This window comes from Caulobacter sp. HMWF025, from assembly GCF_003060965.1.
In the GTDB taxonomy this organism is placed as follows: domain Bacteria; phylum Pseudomonadota; class Alphaproteobacteria; order Caulobacterales; family Caulobacteraceae; genus Caulobacter.
The window spans coordinates 47,675-70,327 of sequence record NZ_QAII01000130.1 but is presented as its reverse complement, the minus strand read 5'-3'; the positions used below and the strand labels follow the sequence as shown (position 1 = coordinate 70,327).

Below are 22,653 nucleotides of genomic sequence, written 5' to 3'. Positions count from 1 at the left end.
ATGCTTCAAAGTGGTAAGGCCACTTGAAGGGCCAGGAGGAAACGGGATGGTCTGGCGACTGGCGGCGCTCCTGGCGTGCGCATGGGCGATCACCGTGCCTCTGGCAGCGATCGCGTCAACCCCAACCCTGACCCGCGCCGACCTGCGGGCCGGCCAGGACCTTTCGGGGCGCTGGACCTACTCCATCGACCCCTATCGCGACGGTCTGGCGGGGTTCCATCGGGAGCCGGCCGGCGAAGGCCATCGGCGTTTCGACGACACCAGTGTCGATGCGGTGACGCGGGCCCGCCCCAATGCGCTCTACGAGTATGACATGGAGCGCTCGCCCGCCGCGACCCTGCCCCAGGCCTGGCTGGCTCATGACCCGGCCCTGCGCCACTATCAGGGCCTGATGTGGTACCAGCGCCGCTTCGACGCGGCCCTGAAGCCGGGCCAGCGGGCTTTTCTGCGCTTCGAGGCGGTGAACTATACCGCCCGGGTGTTCGTCAACGGCAAGGCCGCCGGTGAACACGAGGGCGGATTCACGCCCTTCTCGCTGGAGGTCACCGACCTGCTGAAATCCGGCAGCAACCAGGTCACTGTGGGCGTCGATTCCACCCCCCTGGCCGATGGCGTGCCGCCGCCGGTTACCGACTGGGAAAACTATGGCGGCATCACCCGGCCCATGCGGCTGGTCATCACCCCGACAACCTTCGTCGACGAGGCCTGGGTGCGACTCTCGAAGGATGGAAGCCTGGCCGCCACCGTCACCCTGGACGGGGCGGAAGCTGCGGGCCGTGAGGTGCGGGTCCGTGTCCCGGGCCTTGATCTGGTGATGAGCGGCAAGGCCGGCGCCGACGGCGTGGCCCAGCTCTCGGCCGCGGCCCCCAAGGGGCTGGTGCGATGGTCGCCCGAGCAGCCGAAACTCTACGATGTGGTGGTCGAGGCCGGTGAGGACCGCCTGACCGACCGGGTCGGCTTTCGCACCCTCGAGGTCCGGGGCGGCGAGATCCTTCTGAACGGCAAGCCCGTCTTCCTGCGCGGCATCTGCCTGCACGAGGAGGAGTTTGGCGAGAACCCGGCCCGAACGATCACCGAGGCCGGCGCCCGCGCCCTGCTGACCGAGGCTCGCGACGGCCTGAACGCCAATTTCGTGCGTCTGGCCCACTATCCCCACAGCGAGATCACCACCCGCCTGGCCGACGAGATGGGCCTGCTGGTCTGGAGCGAGATCCCGGTCTACTGGCTCGTCGACTTCAAGAGCCCTCGCACCCTGGCCCTGGCCCGGGGGATGCTCGCTGACAATATCCGCCGCGACCGCAACCGCGCCTCCATCGCCCTGTGGAGCGTGGCCAACGAGACCCCGGTAGGCGAGCCCCGCAACGCCTTCCTGTCTCAGCTGGTCGATGACGTGAAGGCGCTCGACGATACCCGACTGGTCACCGCTGCCCTGCTGTCGGAACGCAAGACCGTCGACGGCCATCCCGAGATGAGCCTCGCCGACCCCCTGGCCGACAGGCTCGATGTGCTCGCGGTCAACACCTATAATGGCTGGTATGGCAACGATCCGCTGGACGCTGTCCCGGCCATCAGCTGGAAGAAGACCGACAAGCCGCTGATCTTCTCCGAGTTCGGGGCCGACGCCCTCGCCGGGTTCGATGACCCCGGCCTGATGCGCAAGTTCAGCGAGACCTTCCAGGAAAAATACTACGAGAAAACCCTGGAGATGGCCGCCAAGGCTCCCTCCGTCCGTGGCCTGTCGCCCTGGATCCTGAAGGACTTCCGCTCTCCCCGCCGGCAGCATCCGGTCTACCAGCAGGGCTGGAACCGCAAGGGTCTGGTCTCGCCGACCGGACGCCGCAAGCCGGCCTTCGAGGTGCTGGCCCGGTACTATCGCGAGCTGAAAGCCAGGGGGCGATAGGCCGCTCAGGCCGCCGCTGCGGTCGGTACGGTCGGCCGGTACTGGGCTGCGTCTGTGGTGAACTCGGCATGGCCATAGCGCGCCAGGTGGCGGCGAAGCTGGTTCACGAGACCGCGGTCGGCCAGATCCCTGACCCCCGGAATCTTCAGGGCGAGGCCGTAGGCCGCCATGCGGGTGGTGACGATCAGGGCCACCAGGGCAAACAGGGCCCAGTCGGCAGGCGTCACGGTCACGCCCATACGCGCCGCCGCCACCCGGTCGCCGCCCATGAACTGGCGCAGGAAAAACACCTTCGAGAAGCCACGCTCGACCGTGTTGAACAGCTGGTTGCGCCAGGAGGTATCGGGCGGCAGATAGGCGGCCAGGGTGGCCCGGACCAGGGCCCCGCAGGTGGCGTCGTCAAAGCCCTTGCGCAGGGTCTGGTTGCGGGCGGTCATGGCCTGGACGATCCCGACCGGATTGTCGGCCAGCAGGTCTTCCGGCAGGCCCAGCAGGACGCAGCGATAGCGGGCGAGCTCGACCTTGGCCCGCTCCTCGCGGGTGAAGGTCGTCCGGCCCTTCCGGAGGAGCTTGTAGCTGAGCAGGAAGATCGGGATCAGCCCGGCCGGCATCTGGTCGACCTGCGGGATCGGCACGCCATAGACCTGCGAGTCCCAGGCTCCCGTCCGGCGCAGGGCGTTGAAGCGCACCATCGAGTGCATCAGCCTGACCATGGCGGCGGCCTTGAAGCCCGGACCATGCCGCTCGAGCGCGCCGGGCAGCAGGGTGGTCGTGAAGAAGCTGGCGGTCTCGTTCACGCGCCGGGCGGCGCTTTCGTTGCCGAGGGTGCCGGTCAGGGCCATGGGCAGGGCCGCATACTTGTTCATGAAGGTGGCGACAAAGGCCCCCCGAATGGCGAAGGGCGACAGGTTGGCGGCGGCATTGCGGTCCAGGCGCATGCCTTCGCGGACGAGGTCCATGTCGAGCCACTCCGGGATGTGTTCCAGGTCGCGGATAAAGGCCACGAGCTCCGGCGGCGCATCCGGAACGGCCTCCAGGCCCTGATCACAGGCCCGGGTCAGCATCGCAATCAGGGGACGGAAGCCAAACTGCGGCATCAGGCTGGCATAGGCATCGGCGACCCGGTCGCCCAGCATGGCATAGGCGCGCACCAGCGCGAAGTGATGCGGGGTCGGTTCGGCCCCGGCAATGGACCTGGGGGCCACGCTGGCGGCCGGATCGTCGGTGAAGCGCTCGGGCGGGGCCTCGAAGTCGATATCGCCATAGAGCCCCGGCAGATCGGTCTTCTGCGCGGCGACCCGGGCGCGAACCTCTGCAAGCGTGGTCATCGGTCAGCTCCACAAACGGTGGGCTCTATGGCCCTTTGCATGAGCTTATGTAAGCATTGCTCATGTTTCTACTCGCCTTGGTCGCCGGGGCCTGCGAGGCGGGCCGGAGGGCGCAAGTGCCTGAAAAGACGCGACGACACCCAAGCCAGGCCCGGGCCGAAGCGACCGTTGAGGCCATCTTCGACGCGACCTTTCAACTTCTGGAGCGGGAAGGCGTGGCCGCCCTGACCACCAATCACATCGCTCAGCGGGCCGGGGTCAGTATCGGGACCCTCTACCAGTACTTCGGCGGCAAGGCCGAGATCCTGGCGGCCATGGCCCAGCGACGGGCCGAGGCGGCGCGCAAGCAGATCGCCCGCACTGTGATCGAGGCTCCGCAGCTGGGCAGCGTCCGGCCGATCGTCCGGTCCCTGATGGCCGCGTTCGAAGGATCGCCGCAGACCCGCAGGGTCCTGCTCGACGCGCTGCAGGCCCAGGGCGCGGACCAGGGGATGCTGCATCATCACCTGGCCTTTCTGGCCGATATCGACGGCCGGGCCCGGCTCAATCTGACGCTTTCGCCGGAGTCGCTGTTCGTCCTGACCCACGCGGTGGCGGGTCTGCTCAGCGCGGCGGCGGCCGCGCCGGGTCTTGGCCTGTCGCCGGCGGTGCTTGAAGACGAACTGGTCCTGCTGATGGAGAGCTATCTGTCGGCACTCATCGCCCGCTCGTCGCGGACCGGGCTCTAGTCTTCCGTCTTCCTGCGCGGGTCGGCCTTGGGCGCGGGGGCGAGGCGCAGGACCTCGGCCTGATAGCGCTCGTCGTCGCCGGCGGCCGCGAAGGGCAGGGCGTCGGTGATGGCGTCCAGCATCGGGTCGAGCCACTGGTGCTCGATCTTGTGGAAGTCGCCCAGCACGTAGGGCATCACCATGGACTTGTCGCCCGGATGGCCCACGCCGATCCGGCCGCGCCGGAAGGTGTCACCGATCTGGCTGGTCACCGAGCGGATGCCGTTATTGCCGGCCGCGCCGCCGCCGGACTTCATCCGGAAGCGGCCGGGTGCGAGGTCGATCTCGTCGTGGAACACGATGACGTCGGCGGGCGTCAGCTTGAAGAACTTCATCGCCTCGCCCACGGCGCGGCCGCTCTCGTTGTAATAGGTCTTGGGCTTCAGCAGCAGCAGCTTCACCGCCCCGCCGGCGGTGCTCACCTGACCCTCGCAGGCCAGGCCCTGGAAGCGGGCGCGCCACGGGCCGGTCGACCATTTGCGGGCGATGGCATCCATGGCCATGAACCCGACATTGTGGCGGTTCTTCTCGTACTTGGCCTCGGGATTGCCGAAGCCGGCGAGGATCAGCATGGCGTGGTCCTGAAGATGTCGCGGAGGGTCTTCCCAAACGAAAACGGGCGGACCCGAAAGTCCGCCCGTCTCGTTAGCAGATCGGTGAGCCGACCCGGCCGATTAGGCCGTGGTGTCGCCTTCGTTCGATTGCGAAGCAGCCGAGGCCTTGACGTTGGCGATCACGAAGTCGCGGTCAACGGCCGGACGCACGCCTTCCGGCAGCTTCACTTCCGAGATGCGGATGACGTCGCCGATGTCGTGGCCGGCCAGATCGATGACCAGTTCTTCGGGAATCTTGTCGGCGGGGCAGGCCAGCTCGACGGTGTGACGGATGATTTCCAGCGTGCCGCCCTTCTTCAGGCCAACCGAGGTTTCCTGGTTCTTGAAGTGAACCGGAACTTCGATCTTGATCAGCTGGTTCTCGTCAACGCGGTACAGGTCGAAGTGGACCGGCTCGTCGGTGACGGCGTGGAACTGGATGGCCTTGGCGATGACCGACTGCTTCTCTTCGCCGTACTGCAGCGTGACCAGGTGGCCCAGCAGCTTGCCGGTATAGAGCGCCTTGCGGAATTCGTTGCTCTTGACCGCGATGTTCACGGGAGCCTTGCCGCCGCCGTACAGGACGCCGGGGACCTTGCCGGCGCGGCGGGTTTCGCGAGCGCCGCCGGTGCCGGCGCGTTCACGGATTTCAACGTTGAGAATGATCTCGGCCATGATGGTTCTTTCCGGAGAGCCCTTGCTCTCCAAAGGGAGATCGCCGCACAGGACCGGATTGCCCCGCTCGGACGACGTTTTGGAAGGGGCGGTCCATACACGGAAGGGGCGTCAGATGCAATCGCCGCCCCGTCTGCGGGACGTTACTTGCGGACCGGAGCCTTGCGGGCAGCGGCGGCCTTGGCCTTTTTGGAGTTGCGGCCTGCGCCGCCGGTGGTGATCGATCGCTTTTCGGCGACGGCATGCGGCGGGGGCGGCGGTTCCACGGGCATGGGAGCCCCGGCGGCCTTGATCACGCACTGACCGGTATCCATCAGCACGTGCTGGCCCAGGCAGAACACGTCCTCATAGTGCGGCTTGGCCACGGCCAGGCACTGGTAAAGGTTCAGCTTGGCCATGCTCAGGCACGAGGTCGAGGCCGGCTCGGCCATTACGGCCTCGACCGTCGCCAGGTTCGCATCGCCCGCTGCGCCGAGCGCGGCCAGTGCCGCGACGGCCAGGCCGCGCACGACCAGCGGCTGATAGGGTCCCGGCGCGGCGCGGGGCGTCAGACCCAGCGGCTGGGCCCCGATTGAGGCCTGCTGCAGCAGGGCGATGTCGGCCGTTTCGCCCAGGGCCGGGATCATAGACTGGGTCTTGGCGAAGGCCAGGCGGCCGTCGCGATCGGCCACGACGGCCTTGGACCACGAGGAGCGCTGGACATCGTAGGCGGCCTGTTTGACGGCCTTGCCCGTGGTGAAAACCCGCAGGCCTTCGGATCCCAGCGTATCGATGATCAGACCGGCGGCGGTGTCCGACCCCTTGAAGCCCACCGCATAGTTCGGGTCGGCGATCAGGGCATTGATCAGTTGCTGGCGCTGGGCGGGATCGACGGCAAAACTACGCACGTCCCCAACGAAGGTCGGGTCCTGCAGGGCGATCACCGCTGCATAGGCCGTGGCCCCTTGCAGCAGCTGCCTGGGCTCATAGGCCACGGCCAGCTTCAGCGACGACTGGATCTGCTCGCCGTTTTCGAAGGTCGGCTGAATGCTACCCGCCCGGGCCATGTAGCCGCGAAACGCGCTGGCCCGTTCGACGAGGACGTTCGAAAGCGTGATCGGCGGCGGCGGAGGCGGCGCGACCACGACGGGCGGCGGCGGCGGCGGGGCCGGCGGGGTTTCGCAACCGGAAAGGGTCGAGGCCAGGGCCACGGCCAGCATCAGGCCAACGGTGCGGCCCTGAAACATGGCCTGCGGCGCTCGTCGCGCGCGCGGAAAAGTAAGCATCCGTCGACTATCCAGTTGGGGTGGTGAGGCCATCGCTAACGGCGACGCCTGGCAGGATTGTGACCACTAGCCTGTTAACCGCTCGTTTACGAGCTTGGCCATGACGCTGCCTCTAGCCGACCGGGGCCGGGTCAGTGTGTCGCAGCCGCCGGGGGTGCGGCTGTCGAACGACCGAATTCCTTGGCCACACACTGTCCGGTGTCGATCACCAGGTGCTGCCCCAGACAGAAGACGTCTTCATAGCGCGGGCCGGCCACGGCGAGGCATTGAAACAGGTTCAGCTTGGCCATCCGCAGGCACTGGTCACTGTCCGGCTCGGCCATGGCATAGGTCAGCAGGGCCAGATTTTCCTCCCGGGACTGGCCCAGTGCGGTCATGGCCGCAACGGCAAGAGCCCTCAGGGTCAGCCGCGAATAGGCCTGGAGTCCGGCTGCGGGTGAGGCCGGAGCTGCGGCCGGTGTTTCCAGGAGCGTGCGAAAGGTCGCGATCTCTTCGGGCGTGGCCTTGCGGGACGTTTCCGACAGGGTCCGGGCGGTCTTCAGGATGTCGGCGTGATGCGGCGAGACTTCCTTGGACCAGGCCTGCTTCTGCATGTCGTAGGCGAACTGCTTGACGGCCGCGCCGTTGGCGGCGAGGCGCGCGGCCGGCCCCCCGACGGCATCCTCGACCCGCGCCGCGGCCGCCGGGGCCCCGGCCAGGCTGATCACCATCCAGGGATTGCGCGCGATCATGTCGGCCAGCATGGCCTTGCGGTCGTCGGGGATGGCCCTCAGGGCCTCGACGAAGGTCGGCTCGCCGAGGGCGGCTACGGCCCCGGCGACGACCGCACCGCGCATCAGTTGTTCGTGGTGATAGCCACCGGCGACTTCGAGCGCCTTTTCGATTTCCGCGCCACTCTTGAAGGTGGTGGGGATGGTCTGGGCCTCGGCCATATAGCTGCGGAATGCGGCCGCCTCTGCCATCAGAGGATCCGGGAGCGTGGGGCGAAAGGGCTCGTCAGCGCCCGCAGATCCTGCGATCAGCGCCAGAACGACCCAGCCTAGCCTTTTGAAACCTTTGCCCCGCACATCGCTTCCCCAAGCGCGGTCCCCGAAAGGGACGTCCGAAACGCTAGCGCAGGGTGGGTTAAGAAGCCATCCGCGAACAGAAGCCCAAAGGACGGATGTCCGCTATCCGAACCCTAGTCGAACAGCTTGGAGACCGATTCCTCGTTGGCGATCCGGCGGATGGCCTCGCCGATCAGCGGTGCGCACGAGACATAGCGGATCTTGGCGCAGGCCTTGGTGGTGTCGGAGGCTTCGATCGAGTCTGTGACGACCAGTTCGGTCAGCACCGAATTGGCCACGCGATCAGCGGCGGCACCCGACAGAACGCCGTGCGTGACGTAGGCGCTGACCGAGGTCGCGCCGTTGGCGATCAGGGCCGCGGCCGCGTTGCAGAGGGTCCCGGCCGAGTCGGCGATGTCATCGAACAGGATGCAGCGGCGGCCCGACACATCGCCGATGATGTTCATCACTTCGGACTGGCCCGGACCCGAGCGGCGCTTGTCGACAATCGCCAGGTCAGCGTCGCCGAGGCGCTTGGCCAGGGCGCGGGCCCGCACCACGCCGCCGACGTCCGGCGAGACGATCATCAGGTCTTCGCCGACCTTGTAGGTGCGGCGGATGTCCTCGGCCAGCAGGCGCGAGGGCAGCAGGTTGTCGGTCGGGATGTCGAAGAAGCCCTGAATCTGGCCGGCGTGCAGGTCCATGGTCAGGACCCGGTCGGCGCCCGAGCGGGTGATCAGGTTGGCGACCAGCTTGGCCGAGATCGGCGTGCGGCCGCCGGTCTTCCGGTCCTGGCGGGCATAGCCGAAATAGGGGAGAACAGCGGTGATCCGCTTGCCCGACGCGCGCTTCAGGGCGTCGATGCAGATCAAGAGCTCCATCAGGTTGTCGTTGGCCGGATAGCTGGTCGACTGGATGACGAAGACGTCCTCGCCCCGCACATTTTCGTCAATCGTGACAAAAACCTCGAGGTCGGCGAACCGGCGCACCTGGGCGCGGGTCAGCGGCATGTCGAGATACTCGGCGATCGACTGGGACAGCGGACGGTTCGAGTTGCCGGACAGCAGCTTCATGGGGGCGCTCGGAGCAGGGGGTGTCGGGTTGCGGGGCTTCTAGCAGTCATCGGCCCGTGAGCAAGACCTTAACGGCCGGTATGACGGATCTGCGACGCTTTGTGGCTTTCGGGTCTGGCGATCAGCGACGGGTTCCGAGGGCCGAACCGTGACGGTTTGCTGGGCACTGGAGCATGGTCGGCGAGGCTCGAAGCAGCGTTTCCGTCAGCTTCTGAGCAGGTGCGGCCAGAGTATCAGAAACACACCGAGGATCATTGCTCCTATGCCGAGCAAGATGGCCAGCAAGCCCCTGACGTAAAAGGTTGGCGGTTTACCCTCTACGCCTACCCCAAGTTCCTGTCGGTAAACGACCACGCATCCACAAATGAACTGAAATATGCCGAAGGCAGTATAGCCTGCTCGTGTATTGATAATTGAAGCTGCAACGCAGATCGCAAAAGCAAACGCTGAAAGTGCGGTCTGCAATTTCATAGCTCACCCCTCTAGCGCGATCGCCGACAGCAGGCGGCCATAGTCGCCCTCGCCGTTCAGGAAGGCGCGACGGTTGGAGAAGAACAGGGCCTCCTCGGTGCGGGTGTCGTGGCCCACCCATTCGCGCTGCTCGATGCCGGCGGTGCGCAGGCGGTCCAGTACGAAGGCGGGCAAATCAAACAGCCGCTTGTCGTTGCTGGCGCCGCGCCGGAAGAAGTGGCCGGAGCCGGGGCAATCGGCCTCGAAGCGGTGCAGGAACTCCAGCCCCACCTCGTAGGACTCAGGGCCGATACACGGACCAACTGCGGCGACCATCCGGGCCGGATCGCCGCCCAGCGCGACCATGGCGTCGACGGCGGCCTGCACAACCCCGTCCAGGGCCCCGCGCCAGCCGGCGTGGGCCGAGGCGACGATTCGGGCTTCGGGATCGACAATCAGTACCGGCGCGCAGTCGGCCGACAGGGCCCCGCAGACCACGCCGGGCGTCTTGGTCACCACCGCGTCGCCCTCGGGACGGACGTCGCCCCAGGAGCCGTCCGCCGTGATCGCGATGGTCGAGTGGATCTGGAAACAGGTGTTGAGGTCTTCCGGCGCGACCCCGAACCAGCGCGCGGCGCGCGAGCGGTTCTCGATCACGTCGGCCGGATCGTCCTTGCTGCCGCGCCCGACATTCAGGCTGTCATAGATCCCGGTCGAGACCCCGCCCTGACGCGTGAAGAAGGCATGGCGGATGCCAGGTACGGCGGCCAGCAGCGGCGACTGGATGGTCGGCAGATCGATCTTGGTCATATCGCGTCCTCGAAGAGGGGGGGCGAAAGGCCGGGCGCGCTGAGGCAGACGACCTTGAAGAGTTGCCCCATCTGCGCCTGTCCGGTCAGGCGATCAAGCTGCCGTGCGATCTGGTCGGCGCGCTCCGGCCGGGCGGCGGCCAGGGCCTCGGCACGCGCCTCGATTCCCAGCCCGGCCAGGAAGGCGGCCTGGCCCAGAATCGGTCCGGTTCGCGCGCCGGCCGCACGGGCCGCCTCCAGCACGGCGGGGAAATCGGCCCAGACGGTCAGGTCGGCCTGGCCGGGGCTTTCCAGCGGATCGACCTTCCGGTGCCCCTGGAGGGCCTGGAGTGTGTCGCCTAGACCCGGCGTATCGTGGCCGTAGTCGATCAGCAGCGCCGCGCCGCCGTCCGTCGCAACGCGGTGACCGATCTCGGCGGCGAGGGCCTGCTGGGCAGGGGAGGATTCGAGCACAGTGCCGGGCATAAGGTCCTCCCCCCAGAGGGGGAGGTGCCCCCCCCGGGTCGCGCGAAGCGCGCGCCCGAGGACAGGCTCCGGGCCGGAGGGGGAAGTGATCCCCACTGGCACCTGACTTCCCCCTCCGTCCGCTGCGCGGACACCTCCCCCTCTGGGGGGAGGATTGAGTCCACGCAGCCCAAACGCCAGGCCACCCGCCTGATCCAGCCCGATCACCCGCTCGGCCCAGCCCGTATCGGTGCGGACGAACTGGCGCGCGGGCAGGCAGTCGAGCACCTCGTTGGCAACCAGGATCATCGGCGCGCCGCCGGGCACGGCGTCCAGGCGATCAGCCCATTGCGGCGCGGCGCCGGTCAGGCGCTGGGCCTGGAGCGCGCGCAACGGCGGAGAGACCTCGACCAGCCAAAGATCAGCGGCGGCCATGAAGTCCGGCGACAGTCGCGCCGCGCGCAGCAGGTCGCTGATCAGGGTTCCATCGCCCGGACCCATCTCGATCAGCCGGAACGGCGCAGGCCGGCCCATGCGGATCCAGGTTTCCACGGCCCACAGGCCGATCAGTTCGCCGAACATCTGGCTGACCAGAGGCGCGGTGATGAAATCGCCGCCGGCTCCCAGTCCTGGTCGGATGGCGTAATATCCGTCGCGCGGGTCGTGCAGGCAGCGGGTGAAGTACTCAGCGACGCTGATCGGCCCGTCCTGGGCGATCTGCGCCTTCAGGCGATCAAGCAGGCTCATGGGCCTCGGTGACCGGTTCGCGCAGGGCCTTCCACAGCAGCCAGACGCCGACCAGGAACATCGGGGTCGACAGGATCATCCCCATGGTCAGGCCGAACGGAAAGGCGGGCATGCCGGCATCGGGATTACGCACGTTCTCCAGGGCCGCGCGGAACAGGCCGTAGCCAACGAGGAAGGTCCCGGTCAGGGCCCCGCGTCGTTGCAGCCACTTCAGCCTGTGCGAGGCCAGCCACAGGATCCCGAACAGGGCGGCCCCCTCGAGTGCCGCCTCATAGAGCTGGCTGGGATGCCGCGGGTCGGGACCAGCGGGACAACGGCCGCTATTGGCGTCCTGGATCGTCCGGTTGCAGAAGATTATGCCGAACGGGTGGTCGGTGACCCGGCCCCACAGCTCGCCATTGATGAAGTTGGCCACCCGACCAAAGAACAGGCCGATCGGCGCGACCGGGGCGATCAGGTCGCCCAGCCGCAGGACGTCGATCTTCTGCTGGCGGGCAAACAGCGCCACCGCGACGCACACGCCCATGAAGCCGCCGTGGAACGACATGCCGCCCTGCCAGATCTTGAAGGCCTCCAGCGGGTGCTGCATCAGGCCGGCGCGCTGGTCCGGATTGATCAGCATGTAGAACAGGATGTAGCCGAGCCGGCCGCCCAGGATGATGCCCAGGGTGATCCACAGCACCAGGTCATCGATCTGCAGGGGCGTCGCGATCGGGCCGCGCGAACCCCACAGGGGTGTGTTGTTCACCAGCCGCACCGCATAGCGCCAGCCCAGCAGGATGCCCGCCACATAGGCCAGGGCGTACCAGCGGATCGCCAGCGGACCGATCTGGAGCGCGATCGGGCCGAGGTGAACGACGGGGTCGATATCGGGAAAGATCACGCCGGCGCGCTCCCTTGGCGATGGGTTGTCGCAGCCATAACGCGCTTCCTCTTCGCTTTCATCCCCTCGATCCCATATAAGGGTGGAGTCTCCCGTTCCGCACACCGGATCCGCCATGCACAGCCAGAACCCTTTCCTCGACGAATTCGCCAAGCTGACCCAGGCGGCCATGGGCATCGCCCAGACGGCGGGCGAGGAAGCCAAGACGGCCATGCGCGCCCAGGCTGACCGGTTTGCCGCCGAATTCGACCTGATCCGTCGCGACGATTTCGAAGCCCTGAAGGCCGAGGTCGCGGCGCTGCGGGATGAGGTTGCCGCCCTGAAGGCGAAAAAAACGCCCGCCGCCAAAAAGGCCGTCGATACAGGCGAATAGGCGACCGTCCGTTCGCCCTCGACGTGAAGGGGCTGTGACGACGGCTCCGAAGCAGCTTAGACTCCGTCTGGCGTGAGCGATTCACGGTGGGTCTCACGCCCACCCTCGCTCACGGGACGCGCAGGATTCCCATGGACACCCAACCGGAAGACGACGACGTCCTGATGGCTATGGACCCTCTCGAAGTGGTCGAGCACGTCCTGTCGGCCGAAAACCTGACCTTCGACCGCACCGAAGACGGTGACCTGGCCTTCGCGCTGACCGGCGACTGGAAGGACTACGAGCTGTGGTTCGCCTGGCGGCCCGAGGCCGACTGCCTGCAACTGTGCCTGTCGCTCGACCTGCGTGCGCCCAAGACCAAGCGCGCCAGCGCCTATGAGCTGCTGGCCATGATCAACCAGCGCGTCTGGCTGGGCCATTTCGAGGTCTGGACCGAGGATGGCGAGGTCGTGTTCCGCCATGCCCTGGCCCTGCCGTCGGGCGAGCGCCCGACCATGGCCCAGGCCGCCTCGATGATCGACGCCGCCGTCGAAGCCGCCGACCGCTTCTATCCGGCCTTTGACTTCCTGCTCCAGGGGGCCAAGACCCCGGACCAGGCCATGGCCGCCTGCATGTTCGAGACGGTCGGACAGGCATAATCAGCTTGTCATCCCGGCCGAAAGCCCGCATCGCGGGCTGAAGAGCCGGGACCGCGACAGGCGCTGCGCTTCCGGCGGTCCCGGATCGGCCTTTCAGGCCGTCCGGGATGACAGCTAGGAGTTTTGCATGACCCCCATCCTTCTCCTCGGCGCCGGCCGCATGGGCGGCGCGCTGATCCAGGGCTGGCGCGAGGCCGGTGCATTCAGTGCCGCTGACCTGATCATCCGGGATCCGAACATCGAGGCCGCGGCCTTCGCAGGGGCCCTGGTCAATCCGCCACTCGAAGCCCTGTCCGCCGCGAAGACCGTCCTGCTGGCCGTCAAGCCGCAGATCTGGCGCGAGGCGATCCGGGACGTGGTCCCGCATCTCGCCCCTGACGCGGTGATCGTTTCCATCGCCGCCGGGGTGTGTGCTGCCGATATCTCCGAAGCGTTCGGCGGCCGTGCCGTGGCCCGGGTGATGCCGACCACGGCCGTGGCCATCGGTCGGGGCACGGCCAGCGTCCATGCTGTCGATCCCGCCGCCCGCGCTGCCGCCCACGCCATGTTCGCCCCCGTCGCCACGGTGGTCGACCTTGAGAGCGAAGAGCTGATGCACGCCGCCACGGCCGTCTCGGGCTCGGCCCCGGCCTACCTCTACGCCTTCGTCGAGGCGCTGGAGGCGGCAGGCGCGGGTCTGGGTCTCGATCCGGCCGACTCGGCCAGACTGGCCCGCGCCACCATCATCGGCGCCGCAGCCCTGATGGAGGCCGGCGGCGAGGAGCCGTCCGAACTGCGCAAGCAGGTCACCTCGCCCGGCGGCACCACGGCGGCGGCGCTGGCCGTGCTGATGGGCGAGGGCGGTTTTGGCGATCTTTTGCCCCGGGCGCTGGCGGCGGCGGTGGCGCGGTCGGTGGAACTGGGCGGCTAGACTAGAATCCTCTCCCTGAAGGGAGAGGTGTCGGCGCAGCCGACGGAGAGGGAAGCGATCTGCCGTCTCTTCGCGATACAGCCCCCACCGGTCGCTTCGCGACCACCTCCCCCTTCAGGGGGAGGATTTCTCACATCAGGCACCCAGCCTTGCCAGCAGGCTCATCAAGCGCCATCTGAGTCCTCATGACCGCAGCCGAAGACACCCTTGACCGCGCCGCCGCTGCCGCCCTGGCCCTGGCGGCCGACCGCCCCTGGCACGACATCACCCTGCGAGACATCGCCCTGAAGGCCGAGCTGCCTTTCGCCGAGCTCTACGCCCTGGCCTCGGGCAAGGGTGGCGTGCTGGCCCACCTGTCGACCCGGTTTGACCGTGCGGCACTGGGCACCGTGTCGGCCGATGCCGCCTCGACCCATGACCGGCTGTTCGATGCCGCCATGGCCCGGCTGGAGGCCATGGAACCGCATCGTTTTGCCCTGATCGCCATTGGACACTCTGAAGGCGTGGTCGTTTCAGCGCTGCGGTTCCCGAAAACCGCCCGCGCCATCCTCGAAGCCGGGGGTGTCGAGGCGACGCCGGTACGGCTGGCGGCCATGACGGCGGTCTGGGCCCGCACCATCCAGGTCTGGCGTGATGACGAAGGGGCGCTGAACCGGACGATGGCCGAGCTCGACAAGCGCCTGAAGCAGATGGCCGAGCAGCTCTCGAAGATCGGGGCGGGGTTCTAGGCTTGCCCCTTACGGGTCGCATCGCGACCCTCTTCCCCCGGAGGGGGAAGATGAATTCATCCGCCCCACCCTCTGGGGGCGGACGACCGCTAAGCGGTCAGGTGGGGGCGAGTAGTCCCTACCCCGGCAACCGCATCATCGCCCGCAGGCCGCCCATCGGCGAGCGCGCGAGCAGCAGGTCGCCGCCCAGGCCGCGGGCCATGTCGCGGGCGATGGCCAGGCCCAGGCCGACGCCCTTCTCATTCTGGTTGCGCGACTCATCCAGCCGGTTGAACGGCTTGAAGGCGTCCTCATAGCGATCCTCGGGAATGCCTGGACCGTCGTCATCGACGAGGATCTCGATGCCGCCGGTGAGGCGCGGCGCAGCGCTGACCCGAATGTGGTCGCCATGGGCGGCGGCATTGTCGACCAGATTGGCCAGGGCGCGCTTGAAAGCGTTGGGGCGCAGCAGGGCGGTGAGGCCGTTCGTGATCTCGGCATCGACCACCGCGCCAGCGCGGACCGCGTCGGCGACGATGCTCCCGATCAGCTCCGACAGGTCGGTCTCGACGGCCGTCTCCCCGCCCTCGCCGCGGGCAAAGGCCAGATACTCATCGATCATGTGCTCCATTTCCGAGAGATCGCCTTTCATGGCCTCCAGCTGTTCGCTGGGCTCGGACAGGGCCATTTCCAGCTTCAGCCGGGTCAGGGGCGTGCGCAGGTCATGGCTGACGCTGGCGAGCAGGGCGGTGCGCTGCTCGATATGCCGCTGGATACGAGCCTTCATGGCCAGGAAGGCCAGGGCAGCCTGGCGGACCTCGCGGGCGCCGTGAGGCTTGAAGTCGACCTCGCCGCCGCGTCCGAAGGCGTCGGCCGCTTCGGCCAGCCGTTCGATGGCCCGGACCTGGTTGCGAATGAACAGGATGGCCACACCGGTCAGCAGCAGGGTCGCCACCACCATCCACAGGATGAAGATATGGCCCTGGGTCGCAAAGGCCCGGTCGCGAAGGGCATAGATCTGCAGAACCCCGCCCTCGACCTGCACCCGGACGTCGATATAGGCGGTGTAGCGGGTGGTATCGAACCAGAAGGGGGCATCCAGCCGATCGGACAGGGCCTCCTGCAGCGAGCGATCCAGAGAGGGTAGCAGCGAGGGGCGTCGACCGGTCGGCAACTTCTTGCCCTTCTGGAAGGCGATCGACAGCGACAGCGACTCCTCGGCGCGCTTGGCCAGCTTGGCGACGGCGGGCGGGCTCGGATCATCCTGATAGCTGGCCACGGCCCAGGCTACGTCCCCGGCCAGGCCTTCGGACAGCTTGCTGTTCACCGTCTGCCAGTGGGCGTCGAAAAAGGCCCAGGTCACGGCGATCTGCATGACCGCCACCGGCAGGACGATGATCAGCAGCGAGCGTCCGAACAGCGAGGTCGGCAGCAGGCGCTTGATCACGCGGGGGACATAGAGCCTGGCGCGCAGGCGCATCTAGATCCTCCCCCCATAGGGGGAGGTGGTCCGAAGGACCGGAGGGGGAAGTGATCCCCTTCGCCGGCCGACTTCCCCCTCCGTCCGCTTCGCGGACACCTCCCCCTTCAGGGGGAGGATCTGTGACGGCGAAACCATCAATCCGGCACCAGCCGGTAGCCGATCCCGCGAACCGTCTGCAGGTAGCGCGGGTTCTTGGGATCCGGTTCGATCTTGCGGCGCAGCCGGGTGACCTGGACGTCCACCGCGCGACCCGTGGCATCGGCCGTATCCCGGGCCAGTTCCAGGCGGTCGACCGGCTCGTGGGCGGCCCGCGCGAGGCGGCGCATCAGGGCCACCTCGGCTTCGGTCAGCCGGATCGGTTCGCCATCCCGGGTCAGTTCCCCGCGTTCGGGCTCGAAGGCACAGCGGCCCAGAACCAGCTCGCGCGGCCCCACCGGCCGGGCCTGGCTGCGCCGCAGGATGGCTTCGATGCGCAGCAGCAGTTCCTGCGGTTCGAAGGGTTTGCCCAGATAGTCGTCTACGCCAAGACTCAGGCCCTCGATGCGATCCTGGGTCTGGTCACGGGCGGTCAGCATGAGGATCGGTGTCTTGCCGGTTTCCCCCGTTCTGGCCCGCAGGCGCCGCGTGAAGGAAAAGCCGTCCTCGCCCGGCATCATGACGTCCAGCACCATGAGGTCGAAGTCGAGGGCCTCGCACAGGCGGTCGGCACTGGCCGCGTCCTTCGCGGTGCTGACCCTGAAGCCGGCCCGGACGAGGAATTCCTTGAGCAGCTTGCGGATGCGGTCGTCGTCATCGACCACCAGCAGGTGGCGCTCGCGGCGTTCGTCGGGGCTCATGCGACCTCCCTCCGGGCGGGGCCGACGCCCTGTCGGGGCCCGGCGAGCGCCGCCAGGATGCGCCGGGCACCCGCCACGCCGTCAAGCCCGCCGGTGCGATAGGCCCGGGCGAGCAGGGCGCGCAGACGCTCGGCCGTGCGGGCCTCGAAGGCCAGGCCCTCGGCGGTCAGGACGGCCGGCTTGCGGCGACCGTCCAGATCGCCCGAGCCACGCTCGACGAGTCCGGCCCGGGTCAGGTCGGTCAGGGTGCGGCTGGCGGCCTGTTTGGACAGGCTGGTCAGTTTCGAAAGATCCTGGACGCCCAGCCCCGGGCGGCGACGCAGCAGGAAAGCCGCCCGCCAGTGCGAGCGCCCGAGGCCCAGCGGCTCGGCTTCCAGGGTCGCGTCCACCGCAGCCCAGAGGGCGGCTTCGGCCAGCAGGATCAGTTCCAGGCCACTGTCCAGTTCCTCGTCGCGCAGGATCAGCCGGGGATCGGCATTGTCTGGCTGCAGCGTCGCTATCATCGCCTGAAGTCCATTTTGTTTGACGTTCGCAGCCTCGGGGGGTCTAAGAACCCCGTCTCAAATAAGGAGGTCTTGGACCGATGTCTCTCGTTCCCTTCGATGATCGCGACGGATGGATCTGGCTGGATGGCCAGTTCGTTCCATGGCGGGATGCGAAGGTGCACGTATTGACCCACGGTCTGCACTACGCCTCGTCTGTGTTCGAGGGCGAACGCATGTACGGGGGCGAGATCTTCAAGCTCACCGAGCATACCGAGCGCCTGTTCAAGTCCGCCGAAATCCTCGATTTTGCGATCCCCTATACGGTGGAGCAGATCGACGAGGCCTGCAAGGCGACCGCCGCCAAGAACAATCTCGACGACTGCTATGTCCGGCCGATCGCCTGGCGCGGCAGCGAGATGATCGGCGTTTCGGCCCAGCACTCCAAGATCCACGTGGCCATCGCCGTCTGGGAATGGCCCAGCTATTTCGATCCGGCGACCAAGGCCAAGGGCATTCGCCTGACCTGGGCCAAGTACCAGCGTCCGGATCCGAAGACCGCGCCGGTCGCGGCCAAGGCGGCCGGCCTCTACATGATCTGCACCATCTCCAAGCACGCCGCCGAAAAGGACGGTTATGCCGATGCGATGATGCTGGACTATCGAGGCTATGTGGCTGAGGCCACGGGAGCCAATGTCTTCTTCGTCAAGGACGGCGTGATCCACACGCCCGACCCCGACTGCTTCCTGAACGGCATTACCCGTCGCACCGTGATCCAGATCGCCCGCGACAAGGGTCTGACCGTGATCGAGCGCCACATCCAGAAGGAAGAGCTGGCCGATTTCACCGAGTGCTTCATCGTCGGCACCGCTGCCGAGGTTACGCCGGTGTCGGAAGTCGGGGAATTCCGCTTCACGCCGGCAGACATCTCGCTGTCGCTGATGAACGACTATGCGCGCCTGGTGCGCGGCGAAAGCCTCGCGACCGCCTGAGGCCAGTCCGTTGAGGCTCGAATTCAGGCCGCCCGGGAGCGATCCCGGGCGGCCTTTTTCGTCAGAAGATCCGGCCCTGCAGCCAGATGATCGCCGGATAGACGGCAAACCAGCTCCAGAAGAACCGGTTCAGGCCAAACAGGCAGGCATTGGCCAGGTGAAAGGTCGCGGCGACGGCCAGTCCGGCCAGCAGGCTGATGGGGGAGAGCAGCGTCAGCGGAAAGGCCAGCTCAAAGCCCATTACCGCCCAGGACATCACCAGAAGGACGCGCGGCCGGTTCGCCCAGCCGCGCAGCGCCTCGCTGACCGGATAGGCCGAGAAGCGAAAAACCTCGGCCAGGGCCCGCCCTGACCGCCAGTCCGGGTTCAGGATCTTGACCCAGCCCGAGATGAAGTAGGACAGCATCAGCTGGGCCCCGAGATAGGCCAGGAACAGCTCCTTGCCTACCGGGATCGGCATCAGTTGCGACAGGGTCAGGCACCACAGGGCCAGCAGGCCCATGCGATCGCTGCCGCCGTTATAGGGGCCCTGGAAGCGTTCGAGGATGACGAGGGACAGTCCGGCCAGTCCCACCAGGGGCCAGGGCGAACCGAAACCAAGGATCACCAGAACACAGAGCCCAATCCGGACCGAGAACAGGACCTGCTCCGCCCGAAAGCGAGTCATGTGCTCCAGACTTTGCTGGATCAGGGCCAGGGCCAGCAGAATTTCGGTCAGGCGGGAAGCGGCGTCCAGGGTCATCGGATGGCGATATCCGAGCGCCGGCGAGGGAGGGCTTCAAACAGGACCTCCTGACTAAGGCCATCTCCGTCACGACTGATAAAGACCAGGCGGAACCAGAGCCAGGGTGGACCTTCTGCCGTGTCCGGATCGGCCGCGAGGTCGGCGGCGATCCGCTTGAAGATCTCGTCCTCACTGTGCCGTGTCGGCTGCTGGACCAGGCGTTCGGCACAGCTGGTCAGGAAGAGGCTCTCGTTGCGCTCGGGGTTCCACAGGAGTCGTTGCGCCATCTGCAGCAGGGAAACGCGCTCGGGACGGGGGCGGAACTCGAGCCAGGCCTTCGGTTCGGTTTCGGCGGTGGCGGTCAGGCCGTACTGGACACGCGGCGACGGGGCGATGACGTCGAAGAAGTTCCACGACGGAATGAGCGCCGGCAGGAGCAGGGTCAGGGGTCTCGGCATCAGCCGGCCTCATCCCGCCATCTGAGGGTCAGGGTCTGCCGCCGGGCCTCAAAGGATTCCAGCCGGTCCAGAAAGCTCAGGCCCAGCAGTGATGCGCTCATCGGGGTCTTGTTGACGGTCACCGGGAAGTCTCTCAGGCGGATGCCGCCGACCTCGAACCGTTCGGCGGTCCAGGGCGCGCCAAAGCCCGGGCCGTTGGCCGTTTCAGCCTGCCGGTCAAAGGTCATCTCATCGACGTCAATGCCGAGACGCCGGGCGTCGTCGGGGGTGAGAACTGTATCGGTCGCACCGGTGTCCACCAGGAAGCGGACGGGCTGGCCATTGACGCGGGCGACGACGACAAAGGCACCGCTTTCGTCGCGCGGTATGGCCAGCTGATGCTCGCCCGTCGCAACCGGATCGCCGCGACTGAAGGCCAGCTGCAGGCGTCGTCCGGCGTCCGTAAAGGCGTCCCGATAGGCATAGCCCAGGGCCAGGATCGCAATGATCAGCAGCCAGGCGGCAGCGTGGCGCAGGTGCTGGCTGAGAGGGCCCTGCAGGGCCCGAAACCCGCCGGCACAGATCAGGACCACCAGCCCCAGCCTGTAGGTCAGGCTGAACCAGTCATCGCGCGTTCGCAGGGCATCGGGATTGGCGTGGTGCAGGGCGAGCAGGAAAAGGACCAATGCCGCAACGACAGCCATACCCAGCCAGGCGGGCGCGGCGGGCTGTGCCGGGGCGGCGGGCTGTTCTGGAGGTGGAGCAGGATTGCGGCCCCAGGGCTTTTGCTCCTCCGACATGTGCAACGTCCCCGGCAGTGCGCTCCGCAAACATCGCGGAACGCTAGAACTGGAAGGGATGGCGCGCGGCGTCAACCAGTCCCGTTGCGGTCAACGGTCCCTAGACCCCGACCCGGGCTTCCAGTTCGGCGAGGCGCTGTCGGGTCTGGGCCAGGTCCGGGCCAAAGCGCGCGGGATCGGCCGCCGCCAGCTGGGCGGCCACGTCATAGCTTTCCCGATAGAGGTCCAGGGCCCGCATCCTGTGACCCCGATCCTCCCGCAGGTCAGCCAGCCGCTCGAGGGAAACCGACAGGGCCCTTTGTGCCGCCGGGTCATGGGCTTCGCGACCGCCGCGCGACCGGCGGAGCGCCAGGGCTTCCTCGAACGCTGCCAGCGCTGCGTCGAGGCGTCCCTCCACCTCGGCGACATCGCCGATCCCCGAGAGCGATCCGGCCAGAAGTTCCAGAACCGCATCGTCGTGAGGCGCGGCCCGGAAGGCATCGCGCGCGTAAGAGACAGCGGTCTCATAGGCCTCGGCCGCGTCGTCCATCTGGCCCTGGCTGCGCGCAAAGTCGCCCAGATCCCGATAGGCCGTGGCCTTCTCAAAATGGCCTCTGGCCGAGCTCTTCAGGGCGATCAGGAGCCGAGCGGTTTCCGGCCAGTCGCCGCCGCGGCTCTGGGCCACCATGCGCTCGCGGAGCTGGGCAAAGGTCTCCGGCTCGTCCGCATTGACCGACAAAGGTTCGCTGCATTCCGGATCCGGCTGAATCGCCGCCGGAGCCGTCGCGGGGGCTTCCGGGCCGGCGGCTGGCGGCGTTGCGTCGGCCGTTCCCGCGTCAAGGTGTGCCGTCACGGGGTAGAGTTCAGGCGTGGCCATGACCGGTTCCGGCTCAGCCACCGAATCGGTCGAGATCACGCCGAGGGGGGCAGCCTCCGCCTCCATCAGGACCGGGTCTTCGATCCCGGTGGTTTCGGCAACAGGAAGGCCCTCGACCGGGAGTGGCTCAGAAACGGTCAGGCTCTGCATTTCCGGCGCGGGCGCGGCGGCGTCCGACCGCAGATCTGCCGGCGAAACGGTCGCTGGGGCATCCAGATCGCTCAGGCCCACCCCGGCCAGCCGGGGCTCATTGCCGATCGGAAAAGCCGGGGTCTTGCGCGGCCTGGGCCGGGCATCTCGAGACGGGGCCAGGGCGGCGACGATCAGAACTCCCCCGAGCACCGCCGCCGCCCCGCCTGCGAATGGTCGATGGGGCTCGAAAGGTCCGAGGTCCAGATGAGCCGCCCAGCCCCAAAGCTGGCCCCATCCGGCAACCACGTACCCCGATGTCGCGAGGATCCCCCCCAGGACGATCCCGACGATTCGAGCCAGCATGCCGTCTCCCCCAAGACGCTCATTCACAAGAACCGACACGTCATCCGAGACGGCGCAGAACGTCGAGGTGTCTCAACTCGCAGGGGAACCCGGTTTGCCAGGAGGTTCGCTGGAAGGCAGGGCGAGTGGGCGGATGCCTCTAAATCAGCCAAGTCATGGGACGGGGATACGGCAGGCCCTGGGCCAGATAGTAGATTCCGACGCCGCAGCGCACGGCAAACCACACGCCGACGGTCCCCATGATGAAGATACCGGCAAACAGGAAGGGTATGCCGATCAGAATCAGCGACAGCACCCCGCCGAACACGGCCATCAGCCCGCCGAGCAGGAACCAGCCGATCGTCATCCAGAAGCTCCGGATGGCGAACGTATAGTGGCTCTGGTTGATCGGGCCGGCGGCGGCGCGATTGGCATAGGCCACGATCAGGCCGACCACCGTGGTGGCCGCGCAGCTGGCGAAGCCCAGCAGGTACAGGCCATAGACGACGGCCGGGAGAACCTTGTCTTCTTCAGCGCGCTCGATGGCGGGGGCGGAAACGTCGGTCACGGTCAGATCATCCAGTTGTTGGGGGTGGGATAGGCCTGGCCCTTCAGCAGCCAGGACAGGCCCATGATGCTGCGAACGGCAATCCAGACGCCGAGCGCGAGCAGGACCAGCACCCCGACGCCGACGAAGGACAGCAGGCCGCCGATCAGGCCGAACAGCAGCGACAGCCAGAAGGTGCGGATCTGGAACAGGTAGTGGCTCTGCAGCCACTCGGGCGCGCCCTTGCGGCTGACATAGGCCAGGGCCACACCCACGACACTGGTCAGACCGCCGGTCACCAGGCCGGCGATGTTCAGCGCATAGACGACGCCGGGCAGGGTTTTGTCATCCTGCAGGGCCTGCGGGATAGCGGGATCGGTGGACGTCTCGGACGAGGACACGGGCGTTTGCCTT

At 67.4% G+C, this 22,653-nt stretch carries 26 protein-coding genes; 7 read left to right on the top strand and 19 right to left on the bottom strand.

Features of this window, described 5'->3' with window-relative positions; all coding sequences use genetic code 11:
* Window positions 1-46 precede the first annotated feature (46 nt).
* Window positions 47-1,900 carry a glycoside hydrolase family 2 protein gene (locus DBR10_RS13975; protein ID WP_108556437.1) on the top strand — a complete coding sequence of 618 codons (1,854 nt, stop codon included), beginning with the start codon at window positions 47-49 and terminating at the stop codon, window positions 1,898-1,900.
* A 5-nt stretch (window positions 1,901-1,905) separates the two neighbouring features.
* Here DBR10_RS13975 and DBR10_RS13970 read toward each other — a convergent pair whose 3' ends face one another.
* A complete protein-coding gene (locus DBR10_RS13970; protein WP_108503787.1) occupies window positions 1,906-3,228 on the bottom strand; it encodes an oxygenase MpaB family protein in 1,323 nt (440 codons plus the stop codon).
* Window positions 3,229-3,344: 116 nt separating this feature from the next.
* On the opposite strand from DBR10_RS13970, the gene DBR10_RS13965 reads away from it, so the two are divergent.
* Window positions 3,345-3,956, top strand: a complete 612-nt coding sequence (locus DBR10_RS13965; protein WP_108503788.1) for a TetR/AcrR family transcriptional regulator — start codon at window positions 3,345-3,347, stop codon at window positions 3,954-3,956.
* Here DBR10_RS13965 and pth read toward each other — a convergent pair.
* From pth to lgt, 9 genes are all read right to left on the bottom strand, one after another.
* On the bottom strand, window positions 3,953-4,567 hold the full coding sequence (pth, locus tag DBR10_RS13960; RefSeq protein ID WP_108556436.1) for an aminoacyl-tRNA hydrolase: 615 nt from the start codon (window positions 4,565-4,567) through the stop codon (window positions 3,953-3,955). The two genes, DBR10_RS13965 and pth, sit on opposite strands and share 4 nt — an antisense overlap.
* A 102-nt stretch (window positions 4,568-4,669) precedes the next feature.
* Window positions 4,670-5,263, bottom strand: coding sequence for a 50S ribosomal protein L25/general stress protein Ctc (locus tag DBR10_RS13955; RefSeq protein ID WP_108504690.1), 594 nt, complete (start codon window positions 5,261-5,263; stop codon window positions 4,670-4,672).
* Window positions 5,264-5,406: 143 nt separating this feature from the next.
* On the bottom strand, window positions 5,407-6,489 hold the full coding sequence (locus DBR10_RS13950) for a hypothetical protein (RefSeq protein WP_108556435.1): 1,083 nt from the start codon (window positions 6,487-6,489) through the stop codon (window positions 5,407-5,409).
* Window positions 6,490-6,659: 170 nt separating this feature from the next.
* The gene (locus tag DBR10_RS13945) at window positions 6,660-7,490 is read right to left on the bottom strand and encodes a hypothetical protein (RefSeq protein WP_108504129.1); all 831 of its coding nucleotides are present in this window, start codon (window positions 7,488-7,490) and stop codon (window positions 6,660-6,662) included.
* A 218-nt stretch (window positions 7,491-7,708) separates the two neighbouring features.
* The gene (locus tag DBR10_RS13940) at window positions 7,709-8,647 is read right to left on the bottom strand and encodes a ribose-phosphate pyrophosphokinase (protein WP_108504128.1); all 939 of its coding nucleotides are present in this window, start codon (window positions 8,645-8,647) and stop codon (window positions 7,709-7,711) included.
* A gap of 204 nt (window positions 8,648-8,851) precedes the next feature.
* Entirely contained in the window at window positions 8,852-9,118 is a 267-nt protein-coding gene (locus tag DBR10_RS18925; RefSeq protein WP_108490599.1) for a hypothetical protein, read from the bottom strand.
* Window positions 9,119-9,121: 3 nt separating this feature from the next.
* The gene (pgeF, locus tag DBR10_RS13935) at window positions 9,122-9,907 is read right to left on the bottom strand and encodes a peptidoglycan editing factor PgeF (protein ID WP_108504127.1); all 786 of its coding nucleotides are present in this window, start codon (window positions 9,905-9,907) and stop codon (window positions 9,122-9,124) included.
* Window positions 9,904-11,097 (bottom strand): class I SAM-dependent methyltransferase, encoded by a 1,194-nt coding sequence (locus DBR10_RS13930; RefSeq protein WP_108556434.1) that lies wholly within the window; start codon window positions 11,095-11,097, stop codon window positions 9,904-9,906. Before DBR10_RS13930 ends, pgeF begins: the two co-directional genes overlap by 4 nt.
* Window positions 11,084-11,980, bottom strand: coding sequence for a prolipoprotein diacylglyceryl transferase (gene lgt, locus DBR10_RS13925; RefSeq protein WP_108504510.1), 897 nt, complete (start codon window positions 11,978-11,980; stop codon window positions 11,084-11,086). Before lgt ends, DBR10_RS13930 begins: the two co-directional genes overlap by 14 nt.
* 115 nt (window positions 11,981-12,095) lie before the next feature.
* On the opposite strand from lgt, the gene DBR10_RS13920 reads away from it, so the two are divergent.
* The 4 genes from DBR10_RS13920 to DBR10_RS13905 all read left to right on the top strand — a co-directional run bounded on the left by DBR10_RS13920 (window position 12,096) and on the right by DBR10_RS13905 (window position 14,629).
* Window positions 12,096-12,353, top strand: coding sequence for an accessory factor UbiK family protein (locus tag DBR10_RS13920; RefSeq protein ID WP_108504511.1), 258 nt, complete (start codon window positions 12,096-12,098; stop codon window positions 12,351-12,353).
* 131 nt (window positions 12,354-12,484) lie between these two features.
* Window positions 12,485-12,991, top strand: coding sequence for a YbjN domain-containing protein (locus DBR10_RS13915; protein ID WP_108504512.1), 507 nt, complete (start codon window positions 12,485-12,487; stop codon window positions 12,989-12,991).
* A gap of 127 nt (window positions 12,992-13,118) precedes the next feature.
* Window positions 13,119-13,901 carry a pyrroline-5-carboxylate reductase gene (gene proC, locus DBR10_RS13910; protein WP_108504513.1) on the top strand — a complete coding sequence of 261 codons (783 nt, stop codon included), beginning with the start codon at window positions 13,119-13,121 and terminating at the stop codon, window positions 13,899-13,901.
* A 185-nt stretch (window positions 13,902-14,086) separates the two neighbouring features.
* Window positions 14,087-14,629 (top strand): TetR family transcriptional regulator, encoded by a 543-nt coding sequence (locus tag DBR10_RS13905; protein WP_108504514.1) that lies wholly within the window; start codon window positions 14,087-14,089, stop codon window positions 14,627-14,629.
* Between the two features lie 118 nt (window positions 14,630-14,747).
* On the opposite strand, the gene DBR10_RS13900 is transcribed toward DBR10_RS13905, so the two are convergent.
* The 3 genes from DBR10_RS13900 to DBR10_RS13890 all read right to left on the bottom strand — a co-directional run bounded on the left by DBR10_RS13900 (window position 14,748) and on the right by DBR10_RS13890 (window position 17,430).
* A complete protein-coding gene (locus DBR10_RS13900) occupies window positions 14,748-16,088 on the bottom strand; it encodes an ATP-binding protein (RefSeq protein WP_108504515.1) in 1,341 nt (446 codons plus the stop codon).
* A gap of 137 nt (window positions 16,089-16,225) precedes the next feature.
* Entirely contained in the window at window positions 16,226-16,927 is a 702-nt protein-coding gene (locus DBR10_RS13895) for a response regulator (protein WP_108504516.1), read from the bottom strand.
* Window positions 16,924-17,430 (bottom strand): MarR family winged helix-turn-helix transcriptional regulator, encoded by a 507-nt coding sequence (locus DBR10_RS13890; protein WP_108556433.1) that lies wholly within the window; start codon window positions 17,428-17,430, stop codon window positions 16,924-16,926. The genes DBR10_RS13895 and DBR10_RS13890 overlap by 4 nt, the downstream gene beginning before the upstream one ends.
* 80 nt (window positions 17,431-17,510) lie before the next feature.
* Between DBR10_RS13890 and DBR10_RS13885 the strand changes: the two genes are divergently transcribed.
* Window positions 17,511-18,401 (top strand): branched-chain amino acid aminotransferase, encoded by an 891-nt coding sequence (locus tag DBR10_RS13885; protein WP_108504517.1) that lies wholly within the window; start codon window positions 17,511-17,513, stop codon window positions 18,399-18,401.
* Window positions 18,402-18,462: 61 nt separating this feature from the next.
* Here DBR10_RS13885 and DBR10_RS13880 read toward each other — a convergent pair whose 3' ends face one another.
* The 6 genes from DBR10_RS13880 to DBR10_RS13850 all read right to left on the bottom strand — a co-directional run bounded on the left by DBR10_RS13880 (window position 18,463) and on the right by DBR10_RS13850 (window position 22,640).
* Window positions 18,463-19,143: an HTTM domain-containing protein gene (locus tag DBR10_RS13880; RefSeq protein ID WP_108504518.1), complete on the bottom strand. Its 681-nt coding sequence runs from the start codon at window positions 19,141-19,143 to the stop codon at window positions 18,463-18,465.
* Window positions 19,140-19,583, bottom strand: a complete 444-nt coding sequence (locus tag DBR10_RS13875; protein WP_108490384.1) for a hypothetical protein — start codon at window positions 19,581-19,583, stop codon at window positions 19,140-19,142. The genes DBR10_RS13880 and DBR10_RS13875 overlap by 4 nt, the downstream gene beginning before the upstream one ends.
* Window positions 19,583-20,362: a retropepsin-like aspartic protease family protein gene (locus DBR10_RS13870; protein ID WP_108504519.1), complete on the bottom strand. Its 780-nt coding sequence runs from the start codon at window positions 20,360-20,362 to the stop codon at window positions 19,583-19,585. Before DBR10_RS13870 ends, DBR10_RS13875 begins: the two co-directional genes overlap by 1 nt.
* A 100-nt stretch (window positions 20,363-20,462) precedes the next feature.
* Window positions 20,463-21,713, bottom strand: coding sequence for a tetratricopeptide repeat protein (locus tag DBR10_RS20105; RefSeq protein ID WP_233243410.1), 1,251 nt, complete (start codon window positions 21,711-21,713; stop codon window positions 20,463-20,465).
* Window positions 21,714-21,852: 139 nt separating this feature from the next.
* A complete protein-coding gene (locus DBR10_RS13855) occupies window positions 21,853-22,260 on the bottom strand; it encodes a DUF4870 family protein (protein ID WP_218278539.1) in 408 nt (135 codons plus the stop codon).
* Window positions 22,261-22,262: 2 nt separating this feature from the next.
* A complete protein-coding gene (locus DBR10_RS13850; RefSeq protein WP_108490021.1) occupies window positions 22,263-22,640 on the bottom strand; it encodes a DUF4870 family protein in 378 nt (125 codons plus the stop codon).
* Between the last annotated feature and the right edge of the window lie 13 nt (window positions 22,641-22,653).

Bases quoted from the DNA above. Each gene is read 5' to 3' on its own strand.
- DBR10_RS13975 (WP_108556437.1), top strand. From the start codon at position 47: ATGGTCTGGCGACTGGCGGCGCTCCTGGCGTGCGCATGGGCGATCACC.
- DBR10_RS13970 (WP_108503787.1), bottom strand. From the start codon at position 3,228: ATGACCACGCTTGCAGAGGTTCGCGCCCGGGTCGCCGCGCAGAAGACC.
- pth (WP_108556436.1), bottom strand. From the start codon at position 4,567: ATGCTGATCCTCGCCGGCTTCGGCAATCCCGAGGCCAAGTACGAGAAG.
- DBR10_RS13955 (WP_108504690.1), bottom strand. From the start codon at position 5,263: ATGGCCGAGATCATTCTCAACGTTGAAATCCGTGAACGCGCCGGCACC.
- DBR10_RS13950 (WP_108556435.1), bottom strand. From the start codon at position 6,489: ATGTTTCAGGGCCGCACCGTTGGCCTGATGCTGGCCGTGGCCCTGGCC.
- DBR10_RS13945 (WP_108504129.1), bottom strand. From the start codon at position 7,490: ATGGCAGAGGCGGCCGCATTCCGCAGCTATATGGCCGAGGCCCAGACC.
- DBR10_RS13940 (WP_108504128.1), bottom strand. From the start codon at position 8,647: ATGAAGCTGCTGTCCGGCAACTCGAACCGTCCGCTGTCCCAGTCGATC.
- DBR10_RS18925 (WP_108490599.1), bottom strand. From the start codon at position 9,118: ATGAAATTGCAGACCGCACTTTCAGCGTTTGCTTTTGCGATCTGCGTT.
- pgeF (WP_108504127.1), bottom strand. From the start codon at position 9,907: ATGACCAAGATCGATCTGCCGACCATCCAGTCGCCGCTGCTGGCCGCC.
- DBR10_RS13930 (WP_108556434.1), bottom strand. From the start codon at position 11,097: ATGAGCCTGCTTGATCGCCTGAAGGCGCAGATCGCCCAGGACGGGCCG.
- DBR10_RS13920 (WP_108504511.1), top strand. From the start codon at position 12,096: ATGCACAGCCAGAACCCTTTCCTCGACGAATTCGCCAAGCTGACCCAG.
- DBR10_RS13915 (WP_108504512.1), top strand. From the start codon at position 12,485: ATGGACACCCAACCGGAAGACGACGACGTCCTGATGGCTATGGACCCT.
- proC (WP_108504513.1), top strand. From the start codon at position 13,119: ATGACCCCCATCCTTCTCCTCGGCGCCGGCCGCATGGGCGGCGCGCTG.
- DBR10_RS13905 (WP_108504514.1), top strand. From the start codon at position 14,087: ATGACCGCAGCCGAAGACACCCTTGACCGCGCCGCCGCTGCCGCCCTG.
- DBR10_RS13900 (WP_108504515.1), bottom strand. From the start codon at position 16,088: ATGCGCCTGCGCGCCAGGCTCTATGTCCCCCGCGTGATCAAGCGCCTG.
- DBR10_RS13895 (WP_108504516.1), bottom strand. From the start codon at position 16,927: ATGAGCCCCGACGAACGCCGCGAGCGCCACCTGCTGGTGGTCGATGAC.
- DBR10_RS13890 (WP_108556433.1), bottom strand. From the start codon at position 17,430: ATGATAGCGACGCTGCAGCCAGACAATGCCGATCCCCGGCTGATCCTG.
- DBR10_RS13885 (WP_108504517.1), top strand. From the start codon at position 17,511: ATGTCTCTCGTTCCCTTCGATGATCGCGACGGATGGATCTGGCTGGAT.
- DBR10_RS13880 (WP_108504518.1), bottom strand. From the start codon at position 19,143: ATGACCCTGGACGCCGCTTCCCGCCTGACCGAAATTCTGCTGGCCCTG.
- DBR10_RS13875 (WP_108490384.1), bottom strand. From the start codon at position 19,583: ATGCCGAGACCCCTGACCCTGCTCCTGCCGGCGCTCATTCCGTCGTGG.
- DBR10_RS13870 (WP_108504519.1), bottom strand. From the start codon at position 20,362: ATGTCGGAGGAGCAAAAGCCCTGGGGCCGCAATCCTGCTCCACCTCCA.
- DBR10_RS20105 (WP_233243410.1), bottom strand. From the start codon at position 21,713: ATGCTGGCTCGAATCGTCGGGATCGTCCTGGGGGGGATCCTCGCGACA.